Genomic DNA, 24,344 nt, shown 5'->3' with positions numbered 1-24,344 from the left:
AATGGGACGTTCGATAAAAAAAGGACCGTACATTGATTTCCGCCTTCAGACCAAAATTGATGTAATGAATGGTGCCGGCAAGAAATCAGTTATCAAGACTTGGTCAAGACGCAGTACAATCTCTCCAGATTTTATTGGTCATACTTTTGCAGTACACAATGGAAATAAGTTCATCCCTGTGTACGTAACCGAAAACATGGTCGGGCACAAATTGGGTGAGTTTTCCCCAACACGTAATTTCCGGGGGCACATTGCCAAAAAAGATAAAGGCAAAAGATAGAATAGTCAATAGTTGTTCAGTCAATAGCCATTTGACCTAATGACTGACACTAACCACTAACGACGCACAACAAGAAAATGGAAGCAAGAGCTATATTAAGAAACGTACCCACTTCACCTCGTAAAATGCGGCTTGTAGCTGATATGATTAGAGGACAGAAAGTGAGCCGTGCGCTGGCAATTTTGCAATATCAACCGCAGGGTGCCGCTCCAGTTTTGAAAAAAGTATTGATGTCGGCTGTTGCCAACTGGCAGCAACGAAACGAAGATGCTAAACTCGAAGATGCTGAATTATACGTAAAAACAATTTTTGTTGATTGTGGCGCAATGTTGAAGCGTCTGCGTCCAGCACCTCAGGGTCGTGCTTACCGTGTTCGTAAACGCTCTAACCACATCACAATTGTGGTAGATGATGCAGCAGAAGTAATCCAACAAGAAGCCTAAAATTTCAATAACGAATGGGACAGAAAGTTAATCCTATAGGTCTGCGACTCGGTATCGTCCGTGGTTGGGATTCAAGCTGGTACGGAGGACGTGAGTTTGCCGACAAGCTGATTGAAGACGAGCAGATCCGCAAATACATTTCCGCTCGTATTCCTAAAGGTGCTATCTCCAAAGTAGTCATTGAACGTACTTTGAAGCGTATCACTCTTACAATTCACACGGCTCGCCCAGGAATTGTAATCGGTAAAGGCGGAAACGAGGTCGACAAGATTAAAGAAGAGTTAAAGAAGATTACGGGTAAAGATATCCAAATCAACATCTACGAAATTAAGCGTCCTGAAATTGATGCTAAATTAGTGGGAGAGTCTATCGCTCAACAGTTAGAAAATCGTATCTCATATCGTCGTGCAATGAAGCAAGCGATATCGTCTGCGATGCGTGTAGGTGCTCAAGGAATCAAAGTACGTGTATCTGGTCGTCTGGGTGGTGCTGAAATGGCCCGTACAGAAGAATATAAAGAAGGACGTGTGCCTCTTCATACACTCCGTGCCGATATTGATTATGCAATTTCAGAAGCACTTACCGTATATGGTAAAATCGGTATCAAAGTATGGGTTTTCAAAGGTGAAATCTTCGGAAAGCGTGATTTATCTCCAATAAGCGGTGGCGCTGCTTCGGCAGAACGTGCTGGTGGTAATGACCGTGGCGGAGACCGTGGAGATCGTCGCAGAGGTGGTGATGGAGACCGTCGCAGAGGTGGTGGTGGAGATCGTGACGGAGGTGGAGATCGCCGCGGAGCTGGAAACGGTCCTGGAGCTGGAAACGGCCCTGGTAAAGGCCGGAACAACAATAACCGTAATAAGAAAAAGTAATTATCGAAAGCAACGGGTCTTTATTGACTCCGAAAATACTGCTGAACCATGTTACAACCGAAAAGAACCAAGTTCCGCAAACAACAGAAAAGTAAAGGGTCTGAAAAAGGGATGGCCACTCGTGGCCACCAGATCGCTTTCGGTACGTTTGCCATCAAAACGCTTGAACCAGGCTGGATTACAGCCAGACAGATTGAAGCGGCTCGTATTTCTGTAACGCGTGCTATGAAGCGTGAAGGTCAGGTTTGGATTCGAATTTTTCCTGACAAACCTATTACCAAAAAACCCCTAGAGGTTCGTATGGGTAAAGGTAAAGGTGCTCCCGAATATTGGGTAGCCCCCGTTAAGGCAGGAACGATTCTATTTGAAGCTACAGGAGTATCACTCGAACTCGCAAGTGAAGCACTTCGGTTAGCCGCTCAAAAGTTACCTGTTAAGACTAAATTCGTAGTTCGTCGCGATCATCAAGAAGAAGCAGAATAAGCATTAGTCAAATGAAAAATAGTGAAATCAAAGCGCTGACGGTAGAGCAATTGAAGCAAACCCTTATTGAGGAGCAAGATCGTCTACTCAAGTTGAAGTTTGCTCACGCCGTATCTCCGATTGAAAATCCGATGCGTATTCGTAATACGCGCCGTCTGATTGCAAGGTTGATGACGGAGTTGTCGGCTAAGGATAAAGCCGCAAGCGCGTAATAATGGTCAGGAGACCCCAATTGCAAAATAACCGACACAATGGAGGCAGCAGCACAAACAACTACAACTGTAGAAAGAAATTTACGCAAAGTCAGAGTTGGCCGCGTGGTAAGCAGCAAGATGGAAAAATCTTGTGTTGTCGCGGTAGAGCGTAAAGTTAAGCACCCAAAATACGGTAAGTTTATGAAAAAAACTACCAAACTGATGGTGCATGACGAAAACAATGAGTGTGGAGTAGGAGACACCATTCGCGTAATGGAAACTCGCCCGCTCAGTAAGAACAAGCGTTGGAGATTAGTCGAAATCATTGAAAAAGCGAAATAACAATGGTACAGCAAGAATCAAGACTGTCTGTGGCCGATAACAGTGGCGCAAAAGAAGTACTAGTTATCCGTGTATTAGGCGGAACTGGGAAACGATACGCCTCTATCGGAGACAAAGTAGTAGTGACAGTTAAGCAGGCAATTCCTTCAGGTAACGTAAAGAAAGGTACAGTTTCAAAAGCTGTAGTTGTTCGTACCAAAAAAGAAATCCGTCGCAAAGACGGCTCTTATATTCGATTTGAAGACAATGCCGTCGTATTACTCAACAACCAAGATGAACCTCGCGGTACTCGTATCTTCGGTCCTGTTGCTCGTGAATTGCGCGAGAAAAATTTTATGAAAATTGTTTCATTGGCACCTGAAGTATTGTAGAAGCAATGGAAAGAAAATACAACAAACAACCCAAATTACACATTCGTACCGGTGACACGGTGAAGGTAATTGCTGGTAACTCTAAAGGCCAGTCGGGTAAAGTCACCAAAGTATTGGTAGAGAAGCAACGTGCTATCGTGGAAGGGGTCAATTTGATCACTAAACACATCAAGCCAACTGCCGCCAATCCACAAGGTGAACTGAAGAAAACAGAAGGCTCAATCCATATCAGTAATCTGATGCTTGTTGATCCTGCAACTGGACAACCTACTCGTATTGGCCGCAAAGCCAATGAAGAAGGTAAGTTGCAACGTTACTCGAAAGAATCAGGTAAGTTTATTGCTGATCCTTCAAAGTAAGTGGTTTGGTGAATGTCTAAAACCATTCATTAAAAACTCTAATAAATAACTGTGGGTCGGAAATCCACAAAAAAAATTAAAAAATGGCAACTCCGAGATTAAAAGAAAAATACACAAAGGACGTCGTTAAGCATTTGCAAGACAAGTTCCAGTATAAATCGGTAATGCAAGTACCTCGTTTGTCGAAAATTGTTATCAACAAAGGAATTGGTGCAGCGGTAGCTGATAAGAAGTTAATTGATCAGGGGCTTGAAGAGATTACCATTATTGCTGGTCAAAAAGCAGTACCTACTATCTCTAAGAAAGCGATTTCAAACTTTAAGTTGCGTGAAAAAATGCCAATCGGCGTTAAAGTTACTCTTCGTGGCAACCGTATGTTTGAATTCTTAGACCGCTTGACTTCTATTGCTCTACCTCGTGTACGTGATTTTCAAGGTATCAGCGACAAAGGTTTTGATGGACGTGGTAACTATACATTTGGTGTAAAAGAGCAGATTATCTTCCCTGAGATTCAGTTTGATAAAATTAACAAAATCTCTGGTATGGATATCACGTTCGTAACTACCGCCAATACTGACGAAGAAAGCTACGAATTGCTCAAATCGCTTGGTATGCCCTTTACTAAAGGTAAGAAATAAGAATCCCTTTTTCAACGAAATAAGGAAATGGCTAAAGAATCCGTAAAAGCAAGAGAATTGAAAAAACAAAAGCTGGTTGCTAAATATGCCTCCAAAAGAGCTGCATTGAAAGAAGCTGGCGATTGGGAAGGTTTAGACAAGCTGCCACGTAGTTCATCAGCAGTTCGTTTGCACAACCGTTGCCGTTTAACCGGACGTCCCCGTGGATACATGCGTAAGTTTGGTATTTGCCGGGTGGTGTTCCGCGAAATGGCTTCGGCAGGAAAAATTCCTGGTGTTACCAAAGCCAGCTGGTAAATCTCTTTTGTTTTTTAAAATCAATTCCGTAACTTTGCAGCCCTTTTACGGAAGGGCCGCAACAAATCAGTAGAGAAATGTTAACCGATCCCATAGCAGATTATCTGACGAGAATCAGAAACGCCATAAAGGCGAAGCACCGGGTTGTGGAGATACCTGCTTCTAATATTAAGAAGGAGATCACCAAGGTACTCTACGATAAAGGCTTTATCCAAAACTACAAGTTTGAAGATAATGGCCCGCAGGGTATTATTAAGATTGCTTTAAAGTACAACCCAGTAACAAAGCAATCAGCAATTGTTGACTTGCAACGTGTAAGCAAGCCAGGTTTGCGTAAATATTCGGGTGCTACCGATATTCCACGCATCCTCAATGGCCTTGGAGTAGCGATTGTATCTACCTCTAAGGGGGTAATGACCGACAAAGAAGCGCGCGTGCTCAACGTGGGCGGAGAAGTATTGTGTTACGTTTACTGATAAAATTCACAGAAAGAACATGTCACGTATAGGAAAAAAGCCGATTACGCTACCAGCAAACGTCACAGTAAGTGTATCTGACGATAACGTTGTGACTGTGAAAGGTCCCAAAGGAACGTTAGCCCGTACCATTGACCGCGACATTAAGGTAGAAGTAGAAGGAAGCGAATTGACAGTCGTACGTCCGACTGAACAAAAGCGTCATAAAGCATTGCACGGTCTCTATCGCTCTCTCATCAGTAACATGGTGACGGGTGTGCATGAAGGCTACAAAGCTGAGCTAGAAGTTGTTGGGGTAGGTTATAAGGCGTCCGTGAATAATAATATTCTTGAGATGAGCCTCGGCTACTCACACGGTATCTATTTTGCGGTTCCTTCAGAAGTGAAGGTTACTGCAACAATGGAAAAAGGACAGAACCCGAAGGTTTTTTTAGAGTGTATCGATAAAGAACTTTTAGGTCAAATTGCCGCTAAAATCCGCTCGTTCCGTAAAGTAGAACCTTACAAAGGTAAAGGTATCCGCTTCATTGGAGAACAAATCAGACGTAAAGCTGGTAAAGCAGCGGCTAAGAAGTAATCAGTAATCTGAAAATTGTAATCAATCATGGCTTTAGCAAGAAGCGACAGAAGACAGCGCATCAAGTACCGGATTCGGAAGAAAGTAGCTGGAACAACAGAAAAGCCTCGCCTTTCAGTATTTCGTTCAAATGCGCGCATTTATGCGCAGGTAATTGATGATACAAAAGGAGTAACTTTAGTCTCTGCTTCATCTATTGAGCTTGATACCACTAATAAAGCGAGTGTCAATGCAGAAGATGCGAAAAAAGTAGGCATTAAACTGGCTGAGAAAGCAATTGCAGCTGGCGTTAGTTCAGTTGTATTTGATCGCAACGGTTATTTATATCACGGCAAAGTAAAAGCACTGGCAGACGGCGCCCGCGAAGGGGGTCTCAAATTCTAATAAGATATGTCAAACAGTATCAAACCTGTGAAATACAACGAGGCAGACCTGAAAGAAAAGGTTGTGGCTATCAACCGCGTTGCCAAAGTAGTAAAAGGTGGTCGTCGTTTTAGTTTCTCAGCAATTGTAGTCGTAGGTGACGGCAAAGGAGTAGTAGGTTACGGCTTAGGTAAAGCTAACGAAGTAACTGATGCTATTGCAAAAGGAATCGAGGACGCCAAGAAAAACCTTGTACAAGTTCCTCTCTTAAAAGGAACAGTTCCTCATGAAATGCACGGTAAATTTAGTGGAGGTCTGGTTTTTGTTAAGCCAGCCGCCCCTGGAACGGGTGTTATTGCAGGAGGTGCTATGCGTGCTGTTTTAGAAGCCGCTGGTATACACGACGTGTTAGCAAAATCAAAAGGATCATCGAACCCTCACAACGTAGTGAAGGCAACGATTGATGCACTCCTTAAGATGAGAGCTCCTCACCAAGTTGCATTCCAACGCGGAGTAAAGTTGGCCAAAGTATTTAATGGATAATCTTTTGGGAAAATGGCAAAGGTAAGAGTAACACAAGTTAGAAGTAAGATTGGTAGACCCGAAGATCAAAAGCGCACTTTAGCTGCTTTGGGATTAGGTAAAATCAGTCGCAGTATAGAGATTGAAATCAATCCTGCCATTTCTGGTATGATTCAGAAAGTAAATCATTTGGTGAAAGTCGAAGAGATCTAATTGGCATATGACAATGAATCTTAGCTCATTAAAACCAGCCTCAGGCTCGGTAAAAACAAAAAAACGCCTAGGTAGAGGGCATGGCTCAGGAATGGGTGGTACATCTACGCGTGGACACAAAGGTGCTCAATCACGTTCAGGCTATAGCCAAAAAAGTCACTTCGAAGGAGGGCAAATGCCACTTCAAAGACGTGTTCCGAAGTTTGGCTTCAAAAACATTAATCGCGTAGAGTACAAAGCACTCAACTTAGATTCTATTCAGGCATTGGTTGAAAAAACAAATGCTACTGTTATCGACATTGAAGTGTTGTACAACAACGGTTTAGTTTCAAAAACTGACTTAGTAAAGATTCTTAGCCGTGGCGAATTAAAAGTTGCCGTAGAATTGAAAGCTCATGCTTTTTCAAAAGCAGCAGCAGAGGCTATCGAAAAAGCAGGCGGTAAAGCCGTTACTTTGTAATCTTACCAAAGATTTTTTGTAACTTTGCCTGATTTTTTCACGGGTAAATCTAACAAACGCATGAAACGGTTTATACAGACCTTAAAAAATATCTTTTCAATTGAAGAGTTAAAGAATAGAATTCTTTATACTCTCCTTTTGATTGCGGTTTATCGTCTTGGTTACTACATTGTTCTACCGGGAGTAGACAGTAGCAAACTTAATATCGATACATCAGGCTTATTAGGCTTGTTAGATACATTTTTGGGAGGCGCTTTCAGTAAGGCTTCAATCTTCGCTTTGGGTATCATGCCCTACATTTCTGCTTCTATTGCCATTCAGTTGTTAACAATGGCGCTTCCGTATTTCCAAAAAATGCAGAAGGAAGGAGAATCAGGGCGCAAGAAATTGAATCAGATTACGCGAGTATTAACCATTTTTGTTACAATTGCTCAGTCGGTAAGTTATTTGCAAACTACGATACCAACGGATGCACTTTTAATTACTCGTGCAGCTTTTACAATATCATCCGTTTTTATTTTAACAGCAGGTACGATTTTTTGTATGTGGTTGGGTGAAAGAATCACTGACCGCGGAATTGGAAATGGTACATCAATGCTGATTATGATTGGTATTGTGTCACGTTTTCCAAGAGCTATTTATCAGGAAGCTGTTTCAAGAGGTACAGGTGAAGCGTTGATTTTCGTTCTTGAAATCGTAGCACTGTTCTTAGTAGTAATGTTTGCAGTAGCTTTGACACAAGCAGTACGTAGAGTGCCGATTCAATATGCAAAACAAGTAGTTGGAAATAAAGTAATGGGTGGTCAGAGACAGTATTTGCCCCTCAAGCTCAATACTTCTGGTGTAATGCCAATTATCTTTGCGCAGGCGCTGATGTTTATACCTTCATTGATTGCTGGGTTATTTGCCGAAAAAAGTGATTTCGCTAGCTCAATTGCTACCACTTTCAATGATTATACAACTTGGCAATACAATGGTCTGTTTGCAACTTTAATTATCGTATTTACGTTTTTCTATACTGCAATTGCAATTAGTCCGCAGCAAATTGCTGACGATATGAAAAGAGGAGGAGGGTTTATTCCAGGGGTTAAACCAGGACTTTCAACTTCTGACTTTATTGCTACTGTGTTAGATCGTATTACTTTACCTGGAGGTATACTTCTCGCGGTGGTTGCTATTCTTCCATCACTGGCAAGTATGACTGGTATGACGAGAGAATTTGCTCAGTTTTTTGGAGGTACATCATTGTTGATTTTGGTTGGTGTTGTACTTGATACTTTGCAACAAGTAGAAAGTTATCTCCTCATGAAACGCTATGAAGGTTTAATGAAGTCTGGTCGAGTAAAAGGCCGTACTGAAACTGTAGCGGTATAATGACAAAAATGATTTTTCTTAAATCAGAAGAAGAAGTTTTACTGATTAAAGAAAGCGCTCAAGTTCTAGGAAAAGCCCATGCCGAAGTGGCAAAGTGGATAAAACCTGGTATTACTACTAAGCAATTAGATAAAGTCGCTGAAGAGTATATTAAAGACCACAAAGGTCAGCCTTCTTTTAAAGGCTATAATGGTTTTCCAGCAGCACTTTGTATCTCACTGAATGATATTGTGGTACATGGTTTTCCAAGTCAATATCAATTGCGTGAAGGAGATATTATCTCTATTGACTGCGGAGTTAAGTTAAATGGATTTCATAGTGACAGTGCATATACCTACCCCGTAGGAAATGTAACGGTGGAAGTAATGAATCTTCTAAAACGTACTAAACAGTCACTGTATTTAGGGATTGAGCAGGCCGTAGAAGGTAAAAGAGTTGGTGATATTGGATATGTGATTCAATCTTACGTTGAAAAATTCGGCTACGGTGTCGTTAGGGAGTTGGTTGGACATGGTGTAGGTCGAAATTTACATGAAAGTCCCGAAGTTCCAAATTACGGCAAACGAGGACAAGGGCCTAAGTTGCGAGAAGGAATTGTGATTGCGATTGAACCAATGATTACGTTAGGAAAAAGATCCGTGGTTCAGGAAAAAGACGGTTGGACTATCCGAACCACAGATAGAAAACCTGCTGCACATTTTGAGCACACTGTGTTGGTTCGTAAAGGCAAAGCAGAAATTTTAACGACGTTTAAGTACATAGAAGAAGTAACTGAAAATACGACGTTAATGGTAAGCATCTAATTCACTTACCGAAAAGCAGTATATGGCAAAACAAGGACTCATCGAAGTTGACGGAATTATAGTAGAAGCGCTCTCTAACGCTATGTTTCGAGTACAGCTAGAGAACAAACATGAGGTAATTGCTCATATCTCTGGTAAGATGCGAATGAACTATATTAAAATTTTGCAAGGTGACCGAGTTAAACTCGAAATGTCGCCTTACGACTTGTCAAAGGCTCGGATTATTTACCGATATAAATAGTAGTAACTTGATTGCAGATTGTAGGTTAAAATAGGATAAAGGAGTTTAGTAGAATTCCCGTCACGAGAGGCCGAAATCTTAAATCCAAAATCACATACAACAATGAAAGTAAAAGCGTCTATTAAAAAGCGCAGTGCTGATTGTAAAGTAATTCGCCGAAAAGGTAAACTTTACGTTATCAATAAGAAAAATCCCAAGTACAAACAAAGACAAGGATAATTATAAGATATGGCACGTATTGCAGGTGTTGACATTCCAGACAAAAAACGTGGAGAAATCTCGTTGACTTACATCTACGGGATAGGCCGTAGCTCTGCTCGTAAAATTTTGGAGAAAGCTGGAATCAATTTTGACAAAAAAGTATCTGAATGGTCTGACGAAGAGTCTAATGCTGTTCGTGGAATCATTAACGGTGAATTTAATACCGAAGGTGCACTTCGTTCAGAAGTACAGCTAAGTATCAAACGGTTGATGGATATCGGTTGTTATCGTGGCTTGCGTCACCGTAAAGGATTGCCTGTACGTGGCCAAAGAACCAAAAATAATAGCCGTACTCGTAAAGGTAAGCGTAAGACAGTAGCCAACAAGAAAAAAGCTACTAAGTAGTAAGTAAAGTTATCCGTTATCTGTTTGTTAATTGTGAACATCTGTAACAGATAACCATTAACAAACGGCTTTCCGAAGCGATAACAACTAACGATTAACATTACAAAAAAATGGCTCAAAATAAGCGTAAAGATAAAGCTAAAAAGCGCGTTGTACAGGTGGAGCAAGTGGGTCAAGTTCACATTAGAGCTTCATTTAACAACATTATTATTTCGGTTACCAACATGTCTGGACAAGTGATTTCTTGGGCATCTGCTGGTAAAATGGGCTTCAAAGGCTCTAAGAAAAACACTCCTTATGCTGCTCAAACTGCCGCTCAAAGCTGTGCTCAAGTTGCCTACGACCTTGGCATGCGTAAAGCAGAAGTCTTTGTGAAAGGTCCAGGTTCAGGTCGTGAATCAGCTATCCGTACCGTACAAAATGTCGGTATTGAAGTTACTACAATCAAAGACATTACTCCGCTGCCACACAATGGTTGCCGTCCCCCCAAACGTAGAAGAGTTTAATTTTTAAGTTATTATAAGGCCGTAAGGACAATCCGCAATTTGGACACTGGGGTTGCAGGATTGTTCTTATGGTAATTTTTGTGTTTAAATAAATCAAATTCAAATGGCACGTTATACAGGTCCAAAGTCCAAGATTTCGCGTCGTTTTGGTGAGGCCATCATGGGTCCCAGCAAGGCGCTGAATAAGAAAAACTATCCTCCCGGCCAGCATGGTCGCGGACGCCGCAGCAAGAAGTCTGAATATGCACTTCAATTGCAAGAAAAACAAAAGGTAAAATATACCTACGGAATTTTGGAACGCCAATTCCGTAACTTATTTCACCGTGCAGCTGTTCGTGAAGGTATTACAGGTGTAAACCTTTTAAAACTTTGTGAAGCTCGTCTTGATAACACCGTTTATCGTTTAGGAATTGCTCCTACTCGCCGTGCGGCTCGTCAATTGGTTAGTCACAAGCACATTACAATTGATGGAGAAGTAGTGAATGTTCCATCATTCTCACTGCGTCCTGGTCAAATCGTGGGTGTTCGCGAGAAATCAAAATCTCTTGAAGCAATCACTGAAAGTTTGGCGGCGCGTACAGCTACTGCAAAACGTTTCAATTGGCTTGAGTGGGATAACAGTTTGTTGGTTGGCAAGTTTGTTCAGTATCCAGAACGCGATCAGATTCCTGAGAACGTGAACGAGCAAGCAATCGTCGAATTGTACTCTAAATAGTCTTAAATCATTACAAAACCCATTTGATGTGGTGTTTCCATGTCAAGGGTTTTGTTTTGTGTGTTTGGTAAAACATACTTTTTTGCGGTTAATTACCGCCCTTCGGACTCTAAAAAAACTGCTAATCCTATGTCTATTTTAGCATTCCAAATGCCCGACAAAGTCGTAATGGAAAAAGCCGACGACTTTCACGGGTTGTTTGAGTTCAAGCCACTGGAGAAAGGTTTCGGTGTAACCATCGGTAATGCGTTGCGTCGTATCCTACTTTCATCGTTGGAAGGCTATGCCATCACCAGCGTCAGATTTCCCAGTGTGCTCCATGAATTCTCTTCGATTGAAGGAGTTGTGGAAGATGTTACCGAAATCGTGCTGAACCTCAAAATGGTTCGCTTCAAAAAGATTTCGGAAATGGTTGATAACAAAATCACAGTAAGCGTTAAAAATCAATCGGTGGTGACTGCGGGCGACATTGCCAAGTTTACGTCATCATTCCAGGTTTTAAACCCTGATTTAGTTATTTGCCATATTGACGACCAGATGACATTTGAGATGGAAATCTTGATTGAAAAAGGTCGTGGTTATGTACCAGCTGATGAACCGCGTAATCAGGAGTTGCCAATCGGCCATATTCCTATTGATGCGATTTACACACCTATCAAAAATGTTAAGTACAGCGTTGAAAACACGCGCGTTGAGCAGAAAACTGACTACGAAAAATTGTTAATTGAAGTGACAACCGATGGGTCAATTCACCCAGAAGAAGCACTGAAAGGCGCAGCTTACATTTTGATTCAGCACTTTATGTTGTTCTCAGATCAAACAATGACGTTTGAGACTCAGAAAAACGACGAAGTAAGCGAGGTTGATGAAGAAATGTTGCGTATGCGTAAACTTCTGAAGACACCTCTTGCTGACCTTGATTTGTCAGTGAGAGCTTACAACTGTCTCAAATCAGCCGATATCAAGACCTTGGGAGACCTTGTTAAACTTGAAGTAGCCGATATGATGAAGTTCCGTAATTTCGGTAAAAAATCACTTACTGAATTGGAGCAACTTGTCGCTGAGAAAAATCTGATATTCGGTATGGACGTTGTGAAGTACCGCTTGGATGAGGACTAAGTAATTACTGGGCTTCGAAAGCTGATTTAGCAATAAATCATGGTCTTTCGAAGCCCAAATTTTAAGTAAATTGTTTCACCGGTTAGTATTCTGAAGCGCGTGAACCGCCGCTCGAAGCTAATCACAAACTCAAACCAATGAGACACGGTAAGAAAGACAATCATTTAGGACGTACCTCCTCGCACCGCAGCGCTTTGTTGCGTAACATGGCGGCGTCTTTGATTTTACACAAACGCATTCAGACAACATTGGCGAAAGCAAAAGAACTTAAGAAGTTCATTGAGCCAATTTTGACCCGTGCAAAAGAAGATAATACGCACAACCGTCGTATTGTATTCTCTTACATTCCTGAGAAGGATGTAGTGAAAGAACTTTTCAGCACTGTCGCTGACAAAATCGCTGACCGTCCGGGTGGTTACACTCGTATTATCAAACTGGGTACACGCCAAGGCGATGCTGCTGAAGTTTGTTTGATGGAATTGGTTGATTTCAACGAAACATTATTGACTGCTGCCGAAGAAAAAGCAACCAAAACACGTCGTAGCCGCCGCGGTGGCAAAAAAGGCGCTGATGCTGAGACCTCGGCCGTAGAAGTAAAAGCAACTCCAGTTATTGAAGAAGCTCCTGTAGCAGAAGCTGAAACTTCAAGTGCTGACGATTTGGAAATTGTAGAAGGAATTGGACCGAAAATCGCCGAAGCTCTTGCAGATGCAGGTGTAACGACTTTTGCTCAATTGGCAGACATGACTCCTGAAGCAATTCAGGAAATTGTATCGGCAGCTGGCATCGGTTCAAAAAGCCCCACAACATGGCCTCAGCAAGCCGCCCTTGCTCGTGATGGCAAATTTGATGAATTGAAAGCTTGGCAAGATGAATTAAACGGTGGCCAAGAATAACTTTTTTCATATATACTTTAATAAAATGAAGAAAAGTTAAAATATAGAAGGGGTTAAACGAAAGTTTAGCCCCTTTTTTTTGAAATTTGCAAAATCAAATTAAGGTTGGCATAAATAGAGAGAAAAAATACGCTCGTTTATGACAACCGTAACCATACAATACCAATATAAAATGGGTTCTCAACAACCAGCACTCTTACTTCTTGAAGACGGAACAGCACTGAAAGGTTTAGCTCTCGGTAAAATCGGTACCATGGGTGGTGAAATATGTTTCAACACTGGTATGACGGGTTATCAGGAAATCTATACTGATCCATCTTACTATGGTCAAATTGTAGTTAATACAAATGCGCACATCGGCAATTATGGTGTACAATTGGAAAGTGAGGAGGAATCCAGCTCAATCAAAATAAGCGGGATGGTCTGTAATTCATTCTCGCAGATTTATTCTCGGAAAACAGCCGACTTTTCGCTTCAATCATACTTCGAAAAAGCCAATATCGTTGGCATAAGTGAAGTGGATACCCGCCAGTTGGTACGTCATGTACGACAAAAAGGGGTTATGAATGCGATTATTTCGTCTGAAATACTCGATGAGAAAAAATTAATGGAACACTTGAAAGAGGTTCCGAGCATGGATGGACTGGAGCTTTCGTCGTTGGTGAGTACGACCGAACCCTATTTTATGGGCGATGAATCAACGGCGCAGTATCGTATAGCGGTGATGGATTATGGGGTTAAAAAAAGCATTTTGTTGAATTTAACCCAACGGGGATGTTTTTGTAAAGTGTTTCCCGCAAAAACATCTTTTGAAGAAGTAATGGCATGGAACCCAGATGGATTTTTTATCTCCAATGGCCCAGGTGACCCTTCGGCAATGCCTTATGCGGTGAAGACTGTTCAACAGTTTTTGGACACGAACAAACCCCTTTTCGGTATCTGTTTAGGGCATCAAATTCTGGGTTTGGCCAGTGGAATTTCAACTTTTAAAATGCACCACGGGCACCGGGGGTTAAATCACCCCGTGAAAAACTTCCAAACGGGTCTGTGTGAAATAACCTCACAAAATCACGGTTTTGCGGTTAGCCCTGACGAAATCGAGGCGCATCCTGATGTAGAAGTGACCCACATTAATCTTAATGACAAAACAATAGAAGGAATTAAAAGAAAAGATAAGCCAGCGTTTTCGGTGCAATATCACCCCGAAGCTTCGCCGGGCCCTCATGATTCACGTTATCTTTTCGATGATTTTGTGAAATTGTTTGAAGCATAAAAAATACAAATAGTTAAATTCAAAAGCTTCTTGCCAATGGCAGGAAGCTTTTTGAATTTAAAAGGGGCTTTATAGCCAACTGGCAGTAATTCAGGCTTTGCTTTTGCTTTTGTAGGTGCATTTATGCTTTTAAACCTCTGACTATCTTAACGAATGAAAAGTTACCTGTACACGCTATCCATTATAGTGGCTGCAACACTGGCCATGATTTTTCCAGAATACTTTACCCAGGTCGGAGATTTTCAGCTAAAAACACTCATCGTACCTTTGCTCCAAATCATTATGTTTGGCATGGGTACCACCATGAGTCCTAAAGATTTTGAAGCCGTTGTAAAATCACCAAAAAGTGTAGTTATCGGGCTAATTTGTCAGTTTACAATCATGCCGCTTATTGGTTATACCTTAGCAACAAGTTTTAATTTTCCTCCTGAAATTGCCGCGGGCGTAATTCTGATAGGATGTTCACCAAGTGGCTTGGCCTCTAATGTAATGGCTTATATTGCCAAAGCTAACGTCGCGTTGTCGCTTACCATTACTTCGTGTGCGACTTTGTTGGCCCCTATTTTGACGCCATTACTAATGAAACTTTTAGGAGGAGCATTTATTGAGGTTGATTTCTTTAAGATGATGGTTGAAATTCTGAAAATTATCATATTACCAATTGGCGTGGGATTGATAGTCAATAAAGTGTTTAGAAATCAAGCAGAGTTTTTAAATAAGTACATGCCGCTGGTTTCTATGGCGGGTATTGCTCTGATTATTTGCATCATTACGGCAGCCGGGCGCGAAAGTTTACTCAAAGTAGGAGGGGTATTGATTATTTGTACCTTAATCCATAACATAAGTGGCTATTTGTTGGGTTATTGGAGCTCACGAGCGTTAAAACTTCCCGAGCAGGATTGTCGTACGGTGGCGATTGAAGTAGGACTGCAAAATGGTGGATTAGCATCAGGGATTGCGCTGCAAATGGGAAAAGTAGCTACCGTCGGCCTTGCGCCAGCACTTTTTGGTCCCATTATGAATATCACAGGCTCATTATTGGCGAGTTGGTGGAGTAAAAAGCCCACCATTGATTCATCTCAAAATAAATAAGTACAACAATTAATGTTACAATTTAAAAATCAAGTTGCCATCGTAACTGGCGCGGGGCAAGGCATTGGACTAGAGATTGCGCGACAATTGGCGGAGCAGGGAGCGGCGGTTTTGCTCAATGATTTGGATGAAGAACTGGCCGAAAAGGCTGCTGAATTTATTCAAAAGTCGGGAGGAGAGTGCGTTGCTTACAGTGGCAATGCCGCAGATGTAGATTTTGTGCAGGCCATGGTGAGTGAAGCCGTACGCGTGTTTGGTAAACTTACGATAATTGTTGCCAATGCGGGTATCACTACCTTTGGAGATTTTTTTGAGTACACGCCCGAATCGCTGCAAAAGCTGTTAGATTTAAACCTCCGGGGTAGTTTTTTCTTAACACAGGCGGCGGCGCGACAAATGCGCATACAGGGAGAAGGAGGGCGTGTTTTGCTGATGTCGTCGGTAACGGGCCATCAAGCGCACCAATTTCTTGCGGCCTATGGCATGACAAAAGCGGCGCTCGAAATGTTGGCCAAAAGTTTAGTTGTTGAACTTTCCCCTTACGGTATTACCATTAACGCCGTAGCGCCTGGCGCTACCATGACCGAACGCACAGCTGAAGACCCCGAGTATGAAAAAACGTGGGGACGCATAACACCAATCGGACGGCCTGCCAAAGTGCAGGATATTGCCCATGCGGCGTTGTTTTTGGTTTCGCCTCTAGCGGGTCATATAACGGGGCAATCGCTCGTTGTGGATGGAGGATGGACGGCAGTGAGCCCGTCGCCTTATGAAAGTTGAAACCACCGTAGGCCATTGTGCGTTAAGGATGCATGGAAAAAGCTCTTCTTATCTTTCTGACTACTGCAGGAATTAGTTTTGTAGGTTCGCTTCAATTAGGCCCCGTAAATCTTACGGTGATACATACGGTCTTGAAACGCCGCTTAAAGGCTGGATTATTGGTTGCGCTGGGAGGATGTGTACCCGAATTGATTTATGCCGCTGCCGCCGTATGGGCTGGAATGTGGTTGGAAAAACATCCCGATGTTTGGCGACTGCTTGAATGGGCTTCTATTCCGATATTTATTGCGATAGGCATTGCCATACTTCGGAGTAGTGCCCAAACAATGAATAAAGCGGAATCGCCTACGGGCCGGTCGGATGTGTTAAAAGGCTTCTCTTTAGCGATTTTGAATCCCCAACTCTTTCCGTATTGGTTGTTTATACTGGTGCAATTTCAAGGGTATGAACAATTAAAAGTTCACCTACCGAGAGAACAGATTGCTTTTATAATGGGAGCAGTTTTGGGGGCAGTAGGCTTATTGTTTGGAGTAGCCTATTTGACAAGCCGATACCGGGAAAAATTGCTTGGGAGGTTGGGAAGAATCAACCTTAATCAATTACTGGGCTGGGTATTTTTAGGAATGGCGGGTTTGCAGTTCTTCAAACTTATCCACTGAAAAACAAAAAAAGCGGTAAAATGCCAGAGGCAACTTACCGCTTTTTTGTTTCGATTTCCAATTAAATCAGGAAATAACGGATGATTACTTCTTTCCGTATTTCTTGAAGAATTTATCAACACGACCTGTGGTGTCAATCAAAGTGTTTTTGCCAGTATAGAATGGGTGAGATTCTGAACTAACTTCAACTTTGTAAACAGGATAGTTTTTGCCTTCGAAATCAATGGTTTCTTTGGTAGGTGCGCAAGAACGCGTGATGAATTTGTGATCGCTCGACAAATCCCAAAAAACTACCTCTCTGTAATCTGGATGAATGCCCTTTTTCATTTCTGTATCAACTATTTATGATGTTACTGTGCTTTTTCTAAAACGGGACGCAAAGATAGTAACTTTTTGAAAATCAAAAAAGTATCTAAAAAAAGAAGTTAGAAACTCAGAGGAGAATGAAAAAGTAAAGTGTTCATTTACAGTGTGTTGTCGCTTTATTGTTTTTCACCTAAAAAACTCACAATCAGCATTCAGAAAATTGATAAATTGCATCAAACAAGCTAAAAACATGACAAATCCCAGTGTTCATTACCGCGCGTGCAATTTATGCGAAGCTATTTGTGGATTAGAGATTTCTCATTCAGGCACTGAAGTTGTGGCCATCAACGGGGATAAAAACGACCCCTTTAGCCGAGGTCATATTTGCCCTAAAGCATTGGCATTAAAGGATATATACGAAGATACTAACCGACTTAAGTTGCCATTGAAGCGTACCGAAACAGGGTGGGAAACAATAAGTTGGTCGGAAGCATTTGATGATATAACAACGAAGCTAAAAGCAATTCAGGAGCGCGATGGCCACAACGCCGTTGCTATGTATGCAGGCAATCCGTCGGTCCATAATTCGGGTACTTTCCTCTCTGGAACGGGGTTGATGCGGGCATTGAAGACCCAAAATATATATTCTGCTACTTCTGTTGACCAGTTGCCTCATCATTTTGCGGCTTGGCAAATGTTCGGGCATCCTTTTCTGTTACCCATTCCCGACATTGACCATACTGATTTTTGGCTTATTATGGGCGGTAATCCCATTGCTTCTAATGGTAGCCTGATGACGGTTCCAGATGTGGCTAACCGACTGAAAGCCATCCAACAGCGGGGAGGAAAAGTGGTGGTGATTGACCCGCGTTTTACCGAAACTGCTGCCAAAGCCGATGCACATCATTTTATCCGGCCAGGTACAGATGTGTTTTTACTTTTGGCGATGTTGCAGGTTGTGTTTGACGAAGACTTAGACAAAACGCCCGCTTTTGTCACGGGATTGGATGAGTTAAGGGCACTGGTAGCCGAGTTTTTACCAGAAAAAGTAGAAGTGCAAACGGGCATCGCGGCTGATTCCATTAGAAACTTAACCCGGGCGTTTGCAAATGCTCCTTCAGCTGTCGTGTATGGACGCGTCGGGCTTTCAATGCAAGCATTTGGTGGGGCATGTCAATGGCTTTTAAATGCCCTGAATGTAGTAACGGGCAATATTGACCGGGCTGGTACGGCCATGTTTACCCACCCTGCCGTTGATATATTGGCCAACACTAAAGGAATGTATAATAAGTACAATCGTCATCGTAGCCGAGTTCGGGGTTTACCCGAATTCATGGGCGAGCTTCCTGTATCTGTGCTTGCAGAAGAAATACTAACCGAAGGGCAGGGGCAGATAAAAGCACTGATCACCAGTTGTGGTAATCCAATCCTGTCGACACCCAATGGTCGGCAATTGGATAAAGCGCTGGAAAGACTGGAATTCATGGTCGCGATTGATATTTACATTAATGAAACCACCCGCCATGCAGATTATATTTTACCACCCGCTACGGGCTTGGAGGTGGCGCATTACGATTTGACATTCAACGCCTTGGCCGTTCGAAACGTCACGCGTTTTTCGGAGCCGTTGTTTCCCAAAATAGAAAATGGAAAATACGATTGGGAAATTTTTCAAGAACTATCGGCGCGGCTTTCGGGAGAGATTGGGGCCGTTCCTCAAGACCCGCACGTAAAAGTTGATTTGGGCCTGCGTTTTGGTGGGTACAATTTAAGCTTAGAACAGCTCCGTCAACATCCTCATGGGTTGGATTTGGGGCCGTTACGGCCTGATTTACCAAATCGGTTGTTAACGCAGGATAAAAAAATTCATCTTGCCCCCGAACTACTGGTAAAAGATATGAGCCGTATCAGAAAGGTGTGGCAGGAAAGTAAGATAAATACGCACTTTGACTTGTTATTGACCAATCGTCGGCATTTACGTGATAACAACTCATGGCTGCACAACTCGCAGCGACTCGTAAAAGGCCGCAATCGGTGTACATTAATGATGCACCCCGACGATGCTAGGCAACGTGCTATTTCTGAGATGGATAATGTAAAAATCAGTTCACGGGTAGGGGAGGTGACGGTTCCCGTCGAAATTACGGAAAAGGTAATGAAAGGGACCGTGAGTCTGCCTCATGGATACGGTCATGGGCGAGAGGGTGTCCAACTTTCGGTAGCGCAAACGCACGCAGGAGTGAGTGTCAATGACTTGACGGATGACTTGGTCATTGATGAATTGACTGGCAACGCGGTTTTTGTGGGAGTGCCTGTTCGGGTGGAAGTTTTGGAAGCGATTGGAAATTCTGTTTGATAAGACTAATTTTGCCGCTTCGCAGTTCATAAAACGTTGAATTGCGGAATCTGATTTTATGTATAAAAACAAAAAAGTGATTGTTGTAATGCCTGCGTATAAGGCAGCGCTTACGCTCGAAAAAACGTATCTTGAAATACCTTTTGATTTGGTCGATGAGGTGATTTTGGTAGATGATGCCAGTCCCGACAACACCACCGAAGTGGCAGAACGGCTTGGGATTAAACACGTGATTCGCCACGATAAAAATAAAGGTTATGGTGGCAACCAAAAAACCTGCTACTCTAAAGCACTTGAACTTGGGGGCGATATCGTCATCATGCTTCATCCTGATTATCAGTATACTCCCTTGCTACTTACGGCCATGATTTCAATCATTGGAAATGATCTTTACCAAGTGGTATTTGGGTCAAGAATTTTGGGAAAAGGAGCGCTTAAAGGGGGAATGCCAATGTACAAATACATCGCCAATCGGTTTTTGACGCTTGCGCAAAATATTCTAATGAATCAAAAATTGTCGGAATACCATACGGGGTATCGCGCCTTTTCTGGCGAAGTACTGCGAAAGGTTCCTTTCAATAAGTGCGATGATGATTTTGTCTTTGACAACGAAATGATTGCCCAAGTTTTCTGGAAAGGTTACGAAATCGCGGAAGTGACGTGTCCGACCAAGTATTTTGATGAAGCTTCTTCCATTAACTTTCAACGAAGCATGAAGTATGGGTTGGGGGTTTTGAGAGTCTCTGGCCGTTATTGCTTGGCCAAGTTGGGCCTTTGGAAGTGGAGTTTATTGGAAGCCTAAAAGAAAAGGACCAACAAACGTTGGCCCTTTTCTTTATAGATTGTATCAGAAATTTTAGGCGTCTTTCCAACCAATGGCGCAGCCAACGGCCTTCGTTTGTGTTACAACTACTGGCTTGCCCATCAGAATATTGGAGACGGCATCTTCCACGTATCTTTTGGTTACTCCAGCGGGGTCTTGATAATTGTCGTCGATGGTTCCGATGTACTGTACCGTAAATTTGCCGCCGTCGTTTCGTAGTATAAATACATGAGGAGTACGCGTAGCGCCAAATGCTTTCGCGACCCCTTGGGTTTCATCCTGTAAATAAGGGAACGAGTATCCTTTTTCTTGAGCGCGTTTTTTCATGTTTTCAAAGGAATTTTCTTCGTAATCGCCAGCATCGTTAGAGTTGATGGCCAATACCGGAAAGCCTTGTGCGGCGTATTTTTTATCCAGTCCGACGATGCGCTCTTCATAGGCCTTCGAAAATGGACAGTGATTGCTCGTAAAGACTACAATTACGCCTTTTTTATCTTTGTAATTTGATAAAGAAATAACGTTGCCGTCTACGTTTTTGAGCTTGAAGTCGGCCACGGTTCCACCTATCGGATAGCCCGCAGGCGGGGTTTGAGTGCTCTCTTGTCGGAGTGCCGCGCTGACCAAAGTGCCTAGGGTCAGGGTTATGATAAATGGTAGCCAAAATTTCTTTTTCATGTTAGTTATGTTAACTGCTGTTTTGACCCTATTCGATTAAAAAGTCACAGAAAATCAGATAGTTCCTTCACCAAACGGTCATAGTCTAATTTTTGTTCAAAAAAGACTTTTTTCTTTTTTTGATTGTTGACAATCAACGTTGCTGGAATCGCCCCCGACCATTCGGTGCTGATTTTATCAATCCAATTGTTGGCATCTGGTTCATTCAACAACCAAACTTTTCCAGTGAGTTGATGTTGACTTACAAACGGAATTACCCGCGCCGTTAAATCCTTTGCAAAATCCATGCTAACCATGATTACTTTGACATTCCGGTCTTTGTAATTTTTTTGAACCTCTTCAAAGTGCGGCAATTCTGCCACGCAGGGTTTGCACCACGTTGCCCAGAAGTTGACAATGTATGTTGTATCAGACGACTGTGACAAAATGTCTTGGATTTCTTTCCATTTCACAACCGATACCTTCTGGGCCTGAACGAGTTGATGCCCAAAAAATAACCAAGCGCCCAACAATCCAATGCTTTTTATCATTAGCCTATAGTGATTTACCAATATAAATTTAACTCATTTAACGATAAATTGTAACTTTCGGTGCTTTTAAAAGCACAAAAGTTATTCATTGATTTAAGTAGGTTGTGTGTTTCTGGCCAACAGCCGATTTGAATTTATATAATCTAATGATTTCCAATGCCTTCTATAAAAAAAATCCTCGTTGCCAACCGTGGTGAAATTGCGTTGCGTGTGATGCGCACCGCCCGTGAAATGGGCATCAAAACAGTAGCCGTATATAGCGAGCCTGACCGTACGGCCTTGCATGTTAGATACGCCGATGAGTCGGTGTGTATTGGTCCGGCAGCCTCCTCAGAATCTTATTTGAGAGGTGATAAAATCATTGAAGTGTGTAAGCAGTTAGGAGTCGACGCAATTCATCCGGGATACGGTTTTTTGTCAGAAAATGCCCGCTTTTCGCAGATGGTAAAAGACGCAGGGCTGATTTTTATTGGCCCGTCGGCGCAGAGTATTGAGATTATGGGCGATAAATTATCGGCCAAACGAACCGTGGCAAAGTATAATATTCCAATGGTGCCCGGCACACCCGATGCGGTCGAAGACCGTGCTGAGGCAAAATTAATTGCGAATCAAATTGGTTATCCGGTTTTGATTAAGGCCAGTGCTGGGGGTGGGGGTAAAGGGATGCGGATTGTTGAAAATGAAGAAGAGTTTGATGAACAAATGGAGCGTGCCGTCAGTGAGGCAATTTCCTCGTTTGGCGATGGTGCCGTTTTTGTCGAAAAATACGTCGCATCGCCTCGGCACGTAGAAATTCAGGTGTTGGGGGACCAACATGGCAACATCATTCATTTATTTGAGCGAGAATGCTCGGTACAGCGCCGGCACCAGAAAGTGGTGGAAGAAGCGCCTTCGTCTTGCCTGACACCCGAAATCCGGGAAGCCATGGGTAAATGCGCCATTGACGTAGCGCGTTCGTGCGGGTATTATGGTGCTGGAACGGTTGAGTTTATTGTCGACGAAAAACTCAATTTCTATTTTCTGGAAATGAATACACGTTTGCAGGTAGAACACCCTGTGTCGGAGATGATTACGGGCGTAGATTTGGTGCGACAAATGATTTATATCGCGGAAGGAAAGGCCTTGGAAATCAAACAAGAAGACCTGAAAATCAACGGCCACGCGATGGAAGTACGCGTGTATGCCGAAGACCCGACCAACAATTTTTTGCCAGATGTGGGCACTTTACATACCTACATTCGTCCGCAGGGGAATGGTGTCCGGGTAGATGATGGGTTTGAGCAAGGCATGGCTATTCCGATTTACTACGACCCAATGATTGCAAAATTGATAACGTATGCGGCTACGCGTCAGGAGTCTATTGATAAGATGGTAAGGGCCATAGATGAGTACGAAATCACGGGCGTACAAACGACGTTGGGCTTCTGCCGATTTGTGATGTTACATGAAGCATTTACTTCGGGTCAATTTGATACCCATTTTGTGAAGCATTATTTTACCCCAGAAGTACTAAAAAAAGGCATCGATGAAGAGGAGGCCCAAATTGCGGCGGCGTTGGTGGGGTATTTGATGGAGCAGGCAAAAAAGCCAGTCGGTGGCAGCACGGGCGCTGCAGGGTCCGTCAAAAGTAAGTGGAAAGCCAACCGAATGAACTAACCGTAAAAGTCCGGTACATTGTATACGCCGCTAAAGACCGAAAAATTGGGCACTTTAGCGGCGTATTCTTAAAAGGCGTACAAGACAAACCCCGCCATTGTCATCAGAAAGTAAGGCACTAATGTCGCTGCTCCTGCATAATCCTGCGCAACTCGTTGGCCAAAAAACAGACACACCAACGATAACCCTCCCAAGCCCATGCCCGTAGCCGCAACACTGTTGCCCGCGTCGTGTCCAAGTAGCAGTAAAAGTAAGCCAACCAAAGAGGTGACACCCGCCGATGTTTCGAGCAGGGTAATGACGGGCATCAGTAAACCAACGGTAGAAGCAAGGGGAGATTTTTTGAAATGGCCTTTAAAATAATCCAGATTCCCTTGATAATGAAAGACTTTGTCCAAGCCCGACTGGGTAAATAGGATTCCGTTAAACGCTGCAAAAAAGAGTTTAGAAAGTAGTAATACAGAAAATCCAAAAAGTTCCATAGAAATTAATGTTGTAAGGGTGAGACGCGTGTAAATTTCGCGGTTTTTGGCAATTATTTTGTGGATTTAAACTTTTTATCAAATAACGTAGTTAAATTTACGAAACAACACCATCTCCATGCTCTTCAGTCAGCGCATACGAAAAACAATCGCCAATGGCATCTTGGTGCTTTTTGCCCTGATGCTCCTGAATGGCATTGTATTCAGGCACGCGCACAAACTGTCGAGCGGAAAAATAATAACCCACGCCCACCCTTACAAACCGTCCAATCCTAATTCTCCTTTTCAGCCCAACGACCACTCCAGTAACGAGATTTTTTTGCTGGATACCGTCACCAATGCGGTGTTTGTGGGATTGACCTTAACGGTGGCTTTGGCAAGCGTCAAAATCAGTCAGATTGTTTTTCCTCAATATCAGTCCTTCTACTTATTAACGGCCTATCGTAAGCCATTCTTTGGCAATTTCTCCCATCGAGGCCCGCCCGCTCATCAGTGTTAATGATTTCATTTCTTTAATGGATTTCTATGTCAAAACCTGCAACAGGGGATTGATGTGGATGTA

General features: G+C 42.8%; 37 protein-coding genes. 33 read left to right on the top strand and 4 right to left on the bottom strand.

The window, feature by feature from the left end; genetic code table 11:
* Position 1 precedes the first annotated feature (1 nt).
* The 29 genes from rpsS to DVG78_RS25760 all read left to right on the top strand — a co-directional run bounded on the left by rpsS (position 2) and on the right by DVG78_RS25760 (position 16,954).
* Positions 2 to 280 carry a 30S ribosomal protein S19 gene (gene rpsS / locus DVG78_RS25900; protein ID WP_013927434.1) on the top strand — a complete coding sequence of 93 codons (279 nt, stop codon included), beginning with the start codon at positions 2 to 4 and terminating at the stop codon, positions 278 to 280.
* Positions 281 to 357: 77 nt separating this feature from the next.
* Positions 358 to 723 (top strand): 50S ribosomal protein L22, encoded by a 366-nt coding sequence (gene rplV / locus DVG78_RS25895; RefSeq protein WP_114068154.1) that lies wholly within the window; start codon positions 358 to 360, stop codon positions 721 to 723.
* Positions 724 to 737: 14 nt separating this feature from the next.
* Positions 738 to 1,595 (top strand): 30S ribosomal protein S3, encoded by an 858-nt coding sequence (gene rpsC, locus DVG78_RS25890; protein WP_114068153.1) that lies wholly within the window; start codon positions 738 to 740, stop codon positions 1,593 to 1,595.
* A 48-nt stretch (positions 1,596 to 1,643) separates the two neighbouring features.
* Positions 1,644 to 2,078, top strand: coding sequence for a 50S ribosomal protein L16 (gene rplP, locus DVG78_RS25885; RefSeq protein WP_114068152.1), 435 nt, complete (start codon positions 1,644 to 1,646; stop codon positions 2,076 to 2,078).
* 11 nt (positions 2,079 to 2,089) lie between these two features.
* Positions 2,090 to 2,290 carry a 50S ribosomal protein L29 gene (gene rpmC / locus DVG78_RS25880; protein ID WP_114463900.1) on the top strand — a complete coding sequence of 67 codons (201 nt, stop codon included), beginning with the start codon at positions 2,090 to 2,092 and terminating at the stop codon, positions 2,288 to 2,290.
* 39 nt (positions 2,291 to 2,329) lie between these two features.
* The gene (rpsQ, locus tag DVG78_RS25875; RefSeq protein ID WP_114068151.1) at positions 2,330 to 2,614 is read left to right on the top strand and encodes a 30S ribosomal protein S17; all 285 of its coding nucleotides are present in this window, start codon (positions 2,330 to 2,332) and stop codon (positions 2,612 to 2,614) included.
* A gap of 2 nt (positions 2,615 to 2,616) precedes the next feature.
* Complete coding sequence (rplN, locus tag DVG78_RS25870; RefSeq protein ID WP_114068150.1) at positions 2,617 to 2,985, top strand: 50S ribosomal protein L14; 369 nt, start codon at positions 2,617 to 2,619, stop codon at positions 2,983 to 2,985.
* Positions 2,986 to 2,990: 5 nt separating this feature from the next.
* Positions 2,991 to 3,344, top strand: a complete 354-nt coding sequence (rplX, locus tag DVG78_RS25865; RefSeq protein ID WP_114068149.1) for a 50S ribosomal protein L24 — start codon at positions 2,991 to 2,993, stop codon at positions 3,342 to 3,344.
* Between the two features lie 83 nt (positions 3,345 to 3,427).
* Positions 3,428 to 3,982: a 50S ribosomal protein L5 gene (gene rplE, locus DVG78_RS25860; RefSeq protein WP_114068148.1), complete on the top strand. Its 555-nt coding sequence runs from the start codon at positions 3,428 to 3,430 to the stop codon at positions 3,980 to 3,982.
* Between the two features lie 27 nt (positions 3,983 to 4,009).
* Positions 4,010 to 4,279, top strand: a complete 270-nt coding sequence (gene rpsN / locus DVG78_RS25855) for a 30S ribosomal protein S14 (protein ID WP_013927425.1) — start codon at positions 4,010 to 4,012, stop codon at positions 4,277 to 4,279.
* Positions 4,280 to 4,356: 77 nt separating this feature from the next.
* Positions 4,357 to 4,755: a 30S ribosomal protein S8 gene (gene rpsH, locus DVG78_RS25850; protein WP_013927424.1), complete on the top strand. Its 399-nt coding sequence runs from the start codon at positions 4,357 to 4,359 to the stop codon at positions 4,753 to 4,755.
* A 19-nt stretch (positions 4,756 to 4,774) separates the two neighbouring features.
* Positions 4,775 to 5,332: a 50S ribosomal protein L6 gene (gene rplF, locus DVG78_RS25845; protein WP_114463899.1), complete on the top strand. Its 558-nt coding sequence runs from the start codon at positions 4,775 to 4,777 to the stop codon at positions 5,330 to 5,332.
* Between the two features lie 27 nt (positions 5,333 to 5,359).
* Complete coding sequence (gene rplR / locus DVG78_RS25840) at positions 5,360 to 5,716, top strand: 50S ribosomal protein L18 (protein WP_114068146.1); 357 nt, start codon at positions 5,360 to 5,362, stop codon at positions 5,714 to 5,716.
* Positions 5,717 to 5,722: 6 nt separating this feature from the next.
* Entirely contained in the window at positions 5,723 to 6,238 is a 516-nt protein-coding gene (gene rpsE, locus DVG78_RS25835) for a 30S ribosomal protein S5 (protein WP_114068145.1), read from the top strand.
* Positions 6,239 to 6,250: 12 nt separating this feature from the next.
* Complete coding sequence (gene rpmD / locus DVG78_RS25830; protein ID WP_013927420.1) at positions 6,251 to 6,430, top strand: 50S ribosomal protein L30; 180 nt, start codon at positions 6,251 to 6,253, stop codon at positions 6,428 to 6,430.
* A 13-nt stretch (positions 6,431 to 6,443) separates the two neighbouring features.
* Entirely contained in the window at positions 6,444 to 6,890 is a 447-nt protein-coding gene (rplO, locus tag DVG78_RS25825; RefSeq protein WP_114068144.1) for a 50S ribosomal protein L15, read from the top strand.
* 60 nt (positions 6,891 to 6,950) lie between these two features.
* On the top strand, positions 6,951 to 8,264 hold the full coding sequence (gene secY / locus DVG78_RS25820; protein ID WP_114463898.1) for a preprotein translocase subunit SecY: 1,314 nt from the start codon (positions 6,951 to 6,953) through the stop codon (positions 8,262 to 8,264).
* Between the two features lie 8 nt (positions 8,265 to 8,272).
* Positions 8,273 to 9,067 (top strand): type I methionyl aminopeptidase, encoded by a 795-nt coding sequence (gene map, locus DVG78_RS25815; protein WP_114463917.1) that lies wholly within the window; start codon positions 8,273 to 8,275, stop codon positions 9,065 to 9,067.
* 22 nt (positions 9,068 to 9,089) lie between these two features.
* Complete coding sequence (infA, locus tag DVG78_RS25810) at positions 9,090 to 9,308, top strand: translation initiation factor IF-1 (RefSeq protein ID WP_013927416.1); 219 nt, start codon at positions 9,090 to 9,092, stop codon at positions 9,306 to 9,308.
* 102 nt (positions 9,309 to 9,410) lie between these two features.
* Positions 9,411 to 9,527: a 50S ribosomal protein L36 gene (gene rpmJ, locus DVG78_RS25805; protein ID WP_013927415.1), complete on the top strand. Its 117-nt coding sequence runs from the start codon at positions 9,411 to 9,413 to the stop codon at positions 9,525 to 9,527.
* Between the two features lie 9 nt (positions 9,528 to 9,536).
* The gene (gene rpsM / locus DVG78_RS25800) at positions 9,537 to 9,914 is read left to right on the top strand and encodes a 30S ribosomal protein S13 (protein ID WP_114463897.1); all 378 of its coding nucleotides are present in this window, start codon (positions 9,537 to 9,539) and stop codon (positions 9,912 to 9,914) included.
* A gap of 110 nt (positions 9,915 to 10,024) precedes the next feature.
* The gene (gene rpsK / locus DVG78_RS25795) at positions 10,025 to 10,420 is read left to right on the top strand and encodes a 30S ribosomal protein S11 (RefSeq protein ID WP_114068142.1); all 396 of its coding nucleotides are present in this window, start codon (positions 10,025 to 10,027) and stop codon (positions 10,418 to 10,420) included.
* A 103-nt stretch (positions 10,421 to 10,523) separates the two neighbouring features.
* Positions 10,524 to 11,135 carry a 30S ribosomal protein S4 gene (gene rpsD / locus DVG78_RS25790; RefSeq protein WP_114463896.1) on the top strand — a complete coding sequence of 204 codons (612 nt, stop codon included), beginning with the start codon at positions 10,524 to 10,526 and terminating at the stop codon, positions 11,133 to 11,135.
* 129 nt (positions 11,136 to 11,264) lie between these two features.
* Entirely contained in the window at positions 11,265 to 12,254 is a 990-nt protein-coding gene (locus tag DVG78_RS25785) for a DNA-directed RNA polymerase subunit alpha (RefSeq protein WP_114463916.1), read from the top strand.
* A gap of 137 nt (positions 12,255 to 12,391) precedes the next feature.
* Entirely contained in the window at positions 12,392 to 13,150 is a 759-nt protein-coding gene (gene rplQ / locus DVG78_RS25780; RefSeq protein ID WP_114463895.1) for a 50S ribosomal protein L17, read from the top strand.
* A gap of 139 nt (positions 13,151 to 13,289) precedes the next feature.
* Positions 13,290 to 14,423, top strand: coding sequence for a glutamine-hydrolyzing carbamoyl-phosphate synthase small subunit (gene carA, locus DVG78_RS25775; protein ID WP_374755736.1), 1,134 nt, complete (start codon positions 13,290 to 13,292; stop codon positions 14,421 to 14,423).
* 153 nt (positions 14,424 to 14,576) lie between these two features.
* Positions 14,577 to 15,515 (top strand): bile acid:sodium symporter family protein, encoded by a 939-nt coding sequence (locus tag DVG78_RS25770; RefSeq protein WP_114463894.1) that lies wholly within the window; start codon positions 14,577 to 14,579, stop codon positions 15,513 to 15,515.
* A gap of 12 nt (positions 15,516 to 15,527) precedes the next feature.
* Positions 15,528 to 16,295 carry an SDR family NAD(P)-dependent oxidoreductase gene (locus tag DVG78_RS25765; RefSeq protein ID WP_114463893.1) on the top strand — a complete coding sequence of 256 codons (768 nt, stop codon included), beginning with the start codon at positions 15,528 to 15,530 and terminating at the stop codon, positions 16,293 to 16,295.
* Positions 16,296 to 16,327: 32 nt separating this feature from the next.
* On the top strand, positions 16,328 to 16,954 hold the full coding sequence (locus DVG78_RS25760; protein ID WP_114463892.1) for a LysE family translocator: 627 nt from the start codon (positions 16,328 to 16,330) through the stop codon (positions 16,952 to 16,954).
* A gap of 84 nt (positions 16,955 to 17,038) precedes the next feature.
* On the opposite strand, the gene DVG78_RS25755 is transcribed toward DVG78_RS25760, so the two are convergent.
* Positions 17,039 to 17,281: a type B 50S ribosomal protein L31 gene (locus tag DVG78_RS25755; RefSeq protein ID WP_013927405.1), complete on the bottom strand. Its 243-nt coding sequence runs from the start codon at positions 17,279 to 17,281 to the stop codon at positions 17,039 to 17,041.
* 229 nt (positions 17,282 to 17,510) lie between these two features.
* Here DVG78_RS25755 and DVG78_RS25750 point away from each other — a divergent pair, with 229 nt between their 5' ends.
* On the top strand, positions 17,511 to 19,616 hold the full coding sequence (locus DVG78_RS25750) for a molybdopterin oxidoreductase family protein (protein WP_114463915.1): 2,106 nt from the start codon (positions 17,511 to 17,513) through the stop codon (positions 19,614 to 19,616).
* Positions 19,617 to 19,674: 58 nt separating this feature from the next.
* On the top strand, positions 19,675 to 20,418 hold the full coding sequence (locus DVG78_RS25745; RefSeq protein ID WP_114463891.1) for a glycosyltransferase family 2 protein: 744 nt from the start codon (positions 19,675 to 19,677) through the stop codon (positions 20,416 to 20,418).
* Between the two features lie 54 nt (positions 20,419 to 20,472).
* Here the strand turns inward: DVG78_RS25745 and DVG78_RS25740 are convergent, their stop codons facing one another.
* The gene (locus tag DVG78_RS25740) at positions 20,473 to 21,114 is read right to left on the bottom strand and encodes a thioredoxin family protein (protein WP_114463890.1); all 642 of its coding nucleotides are present in this window, start codon (positions 21,112 to 21,114) and stop codon (positions 20,473 to 20,475) included.
* Between the two features lie 44 nt (positions 21,115 to 21,158).
* The gene (locus DVG78_RS25735; protein WP_114463889.1) at positions 21,159 to 21,644 is read right to left on the bottom strand and encodes a TlpA disulfide reductase family protein; all 486 of its coding nucleotides are present in this window, start codon (positions 21,642 to 21,644) and stop codon (positions 21,159 to 21,161) included.
* A gap of 156 nt (positions 21,645 to 21,800) precedes the next feature.
* On the opposite strand from DVG78_RS25735, the gene accC reads away from it, so the two are divergent.
* Positions 21,801 to 23,300, top strand: coding sequence for an acetyl-CoA carboxylase biotin carboxylase subunit (gene accC, locus DVG78_RS25730; protein WP_114463888.1), 1,500 nt, complete (start codon positions 21,801 to 21,803; stop codon positions 23,298 to 23,300).
* Between the two features lie 68 nt (positions 23,301 to 23,368).
* Here the strand turns inward: accC and DVG78_RS25725 are convergent, their stop codons facing one another.
* On the bottom strand, positions 23,369 to 23,782 hold the full coding sequence (locus DVG78_RS25725) for a DoxX family protein (protein ID WP_114463887.1): 414 nt from the start codon (positions 23,780 to 23,782) through the stop codon (positions 23,369 to 23,371).
* 118 nt (positions 23,783 to 23,900) lie between these two features.
* Here DVG78_RS25725 and DVG78_RS25720 point away from each other — a divergent pair, with 118 nt between their 5' ends.
* Entirely contained in the window at positions 23,901 to 24,281 is a 381-nt protein-coding gene (locus tag DVG78_RS25720; protein ID WP_114463886.1) for a DUF8478 family putative metalloprotein, read from the top strand.
* The last annotated feature ends 63 nt before the right edge of the window (positions 24,282 to 24,344 follow it).

Origin of the sequence: Runella aurantiaca, from assembly GCF_003339505.1 — a bacterium.
Lineage (GTDB): Bacteria > Bacteroidota > Bacteroidia > Cytophagales > Spirosomataceae > Runella > Runella aurantiaca.
Note: the sequence above shows the minus strand (reverse complement) of the source record. Positions and strands in the feature narration are given on the sequence as shown.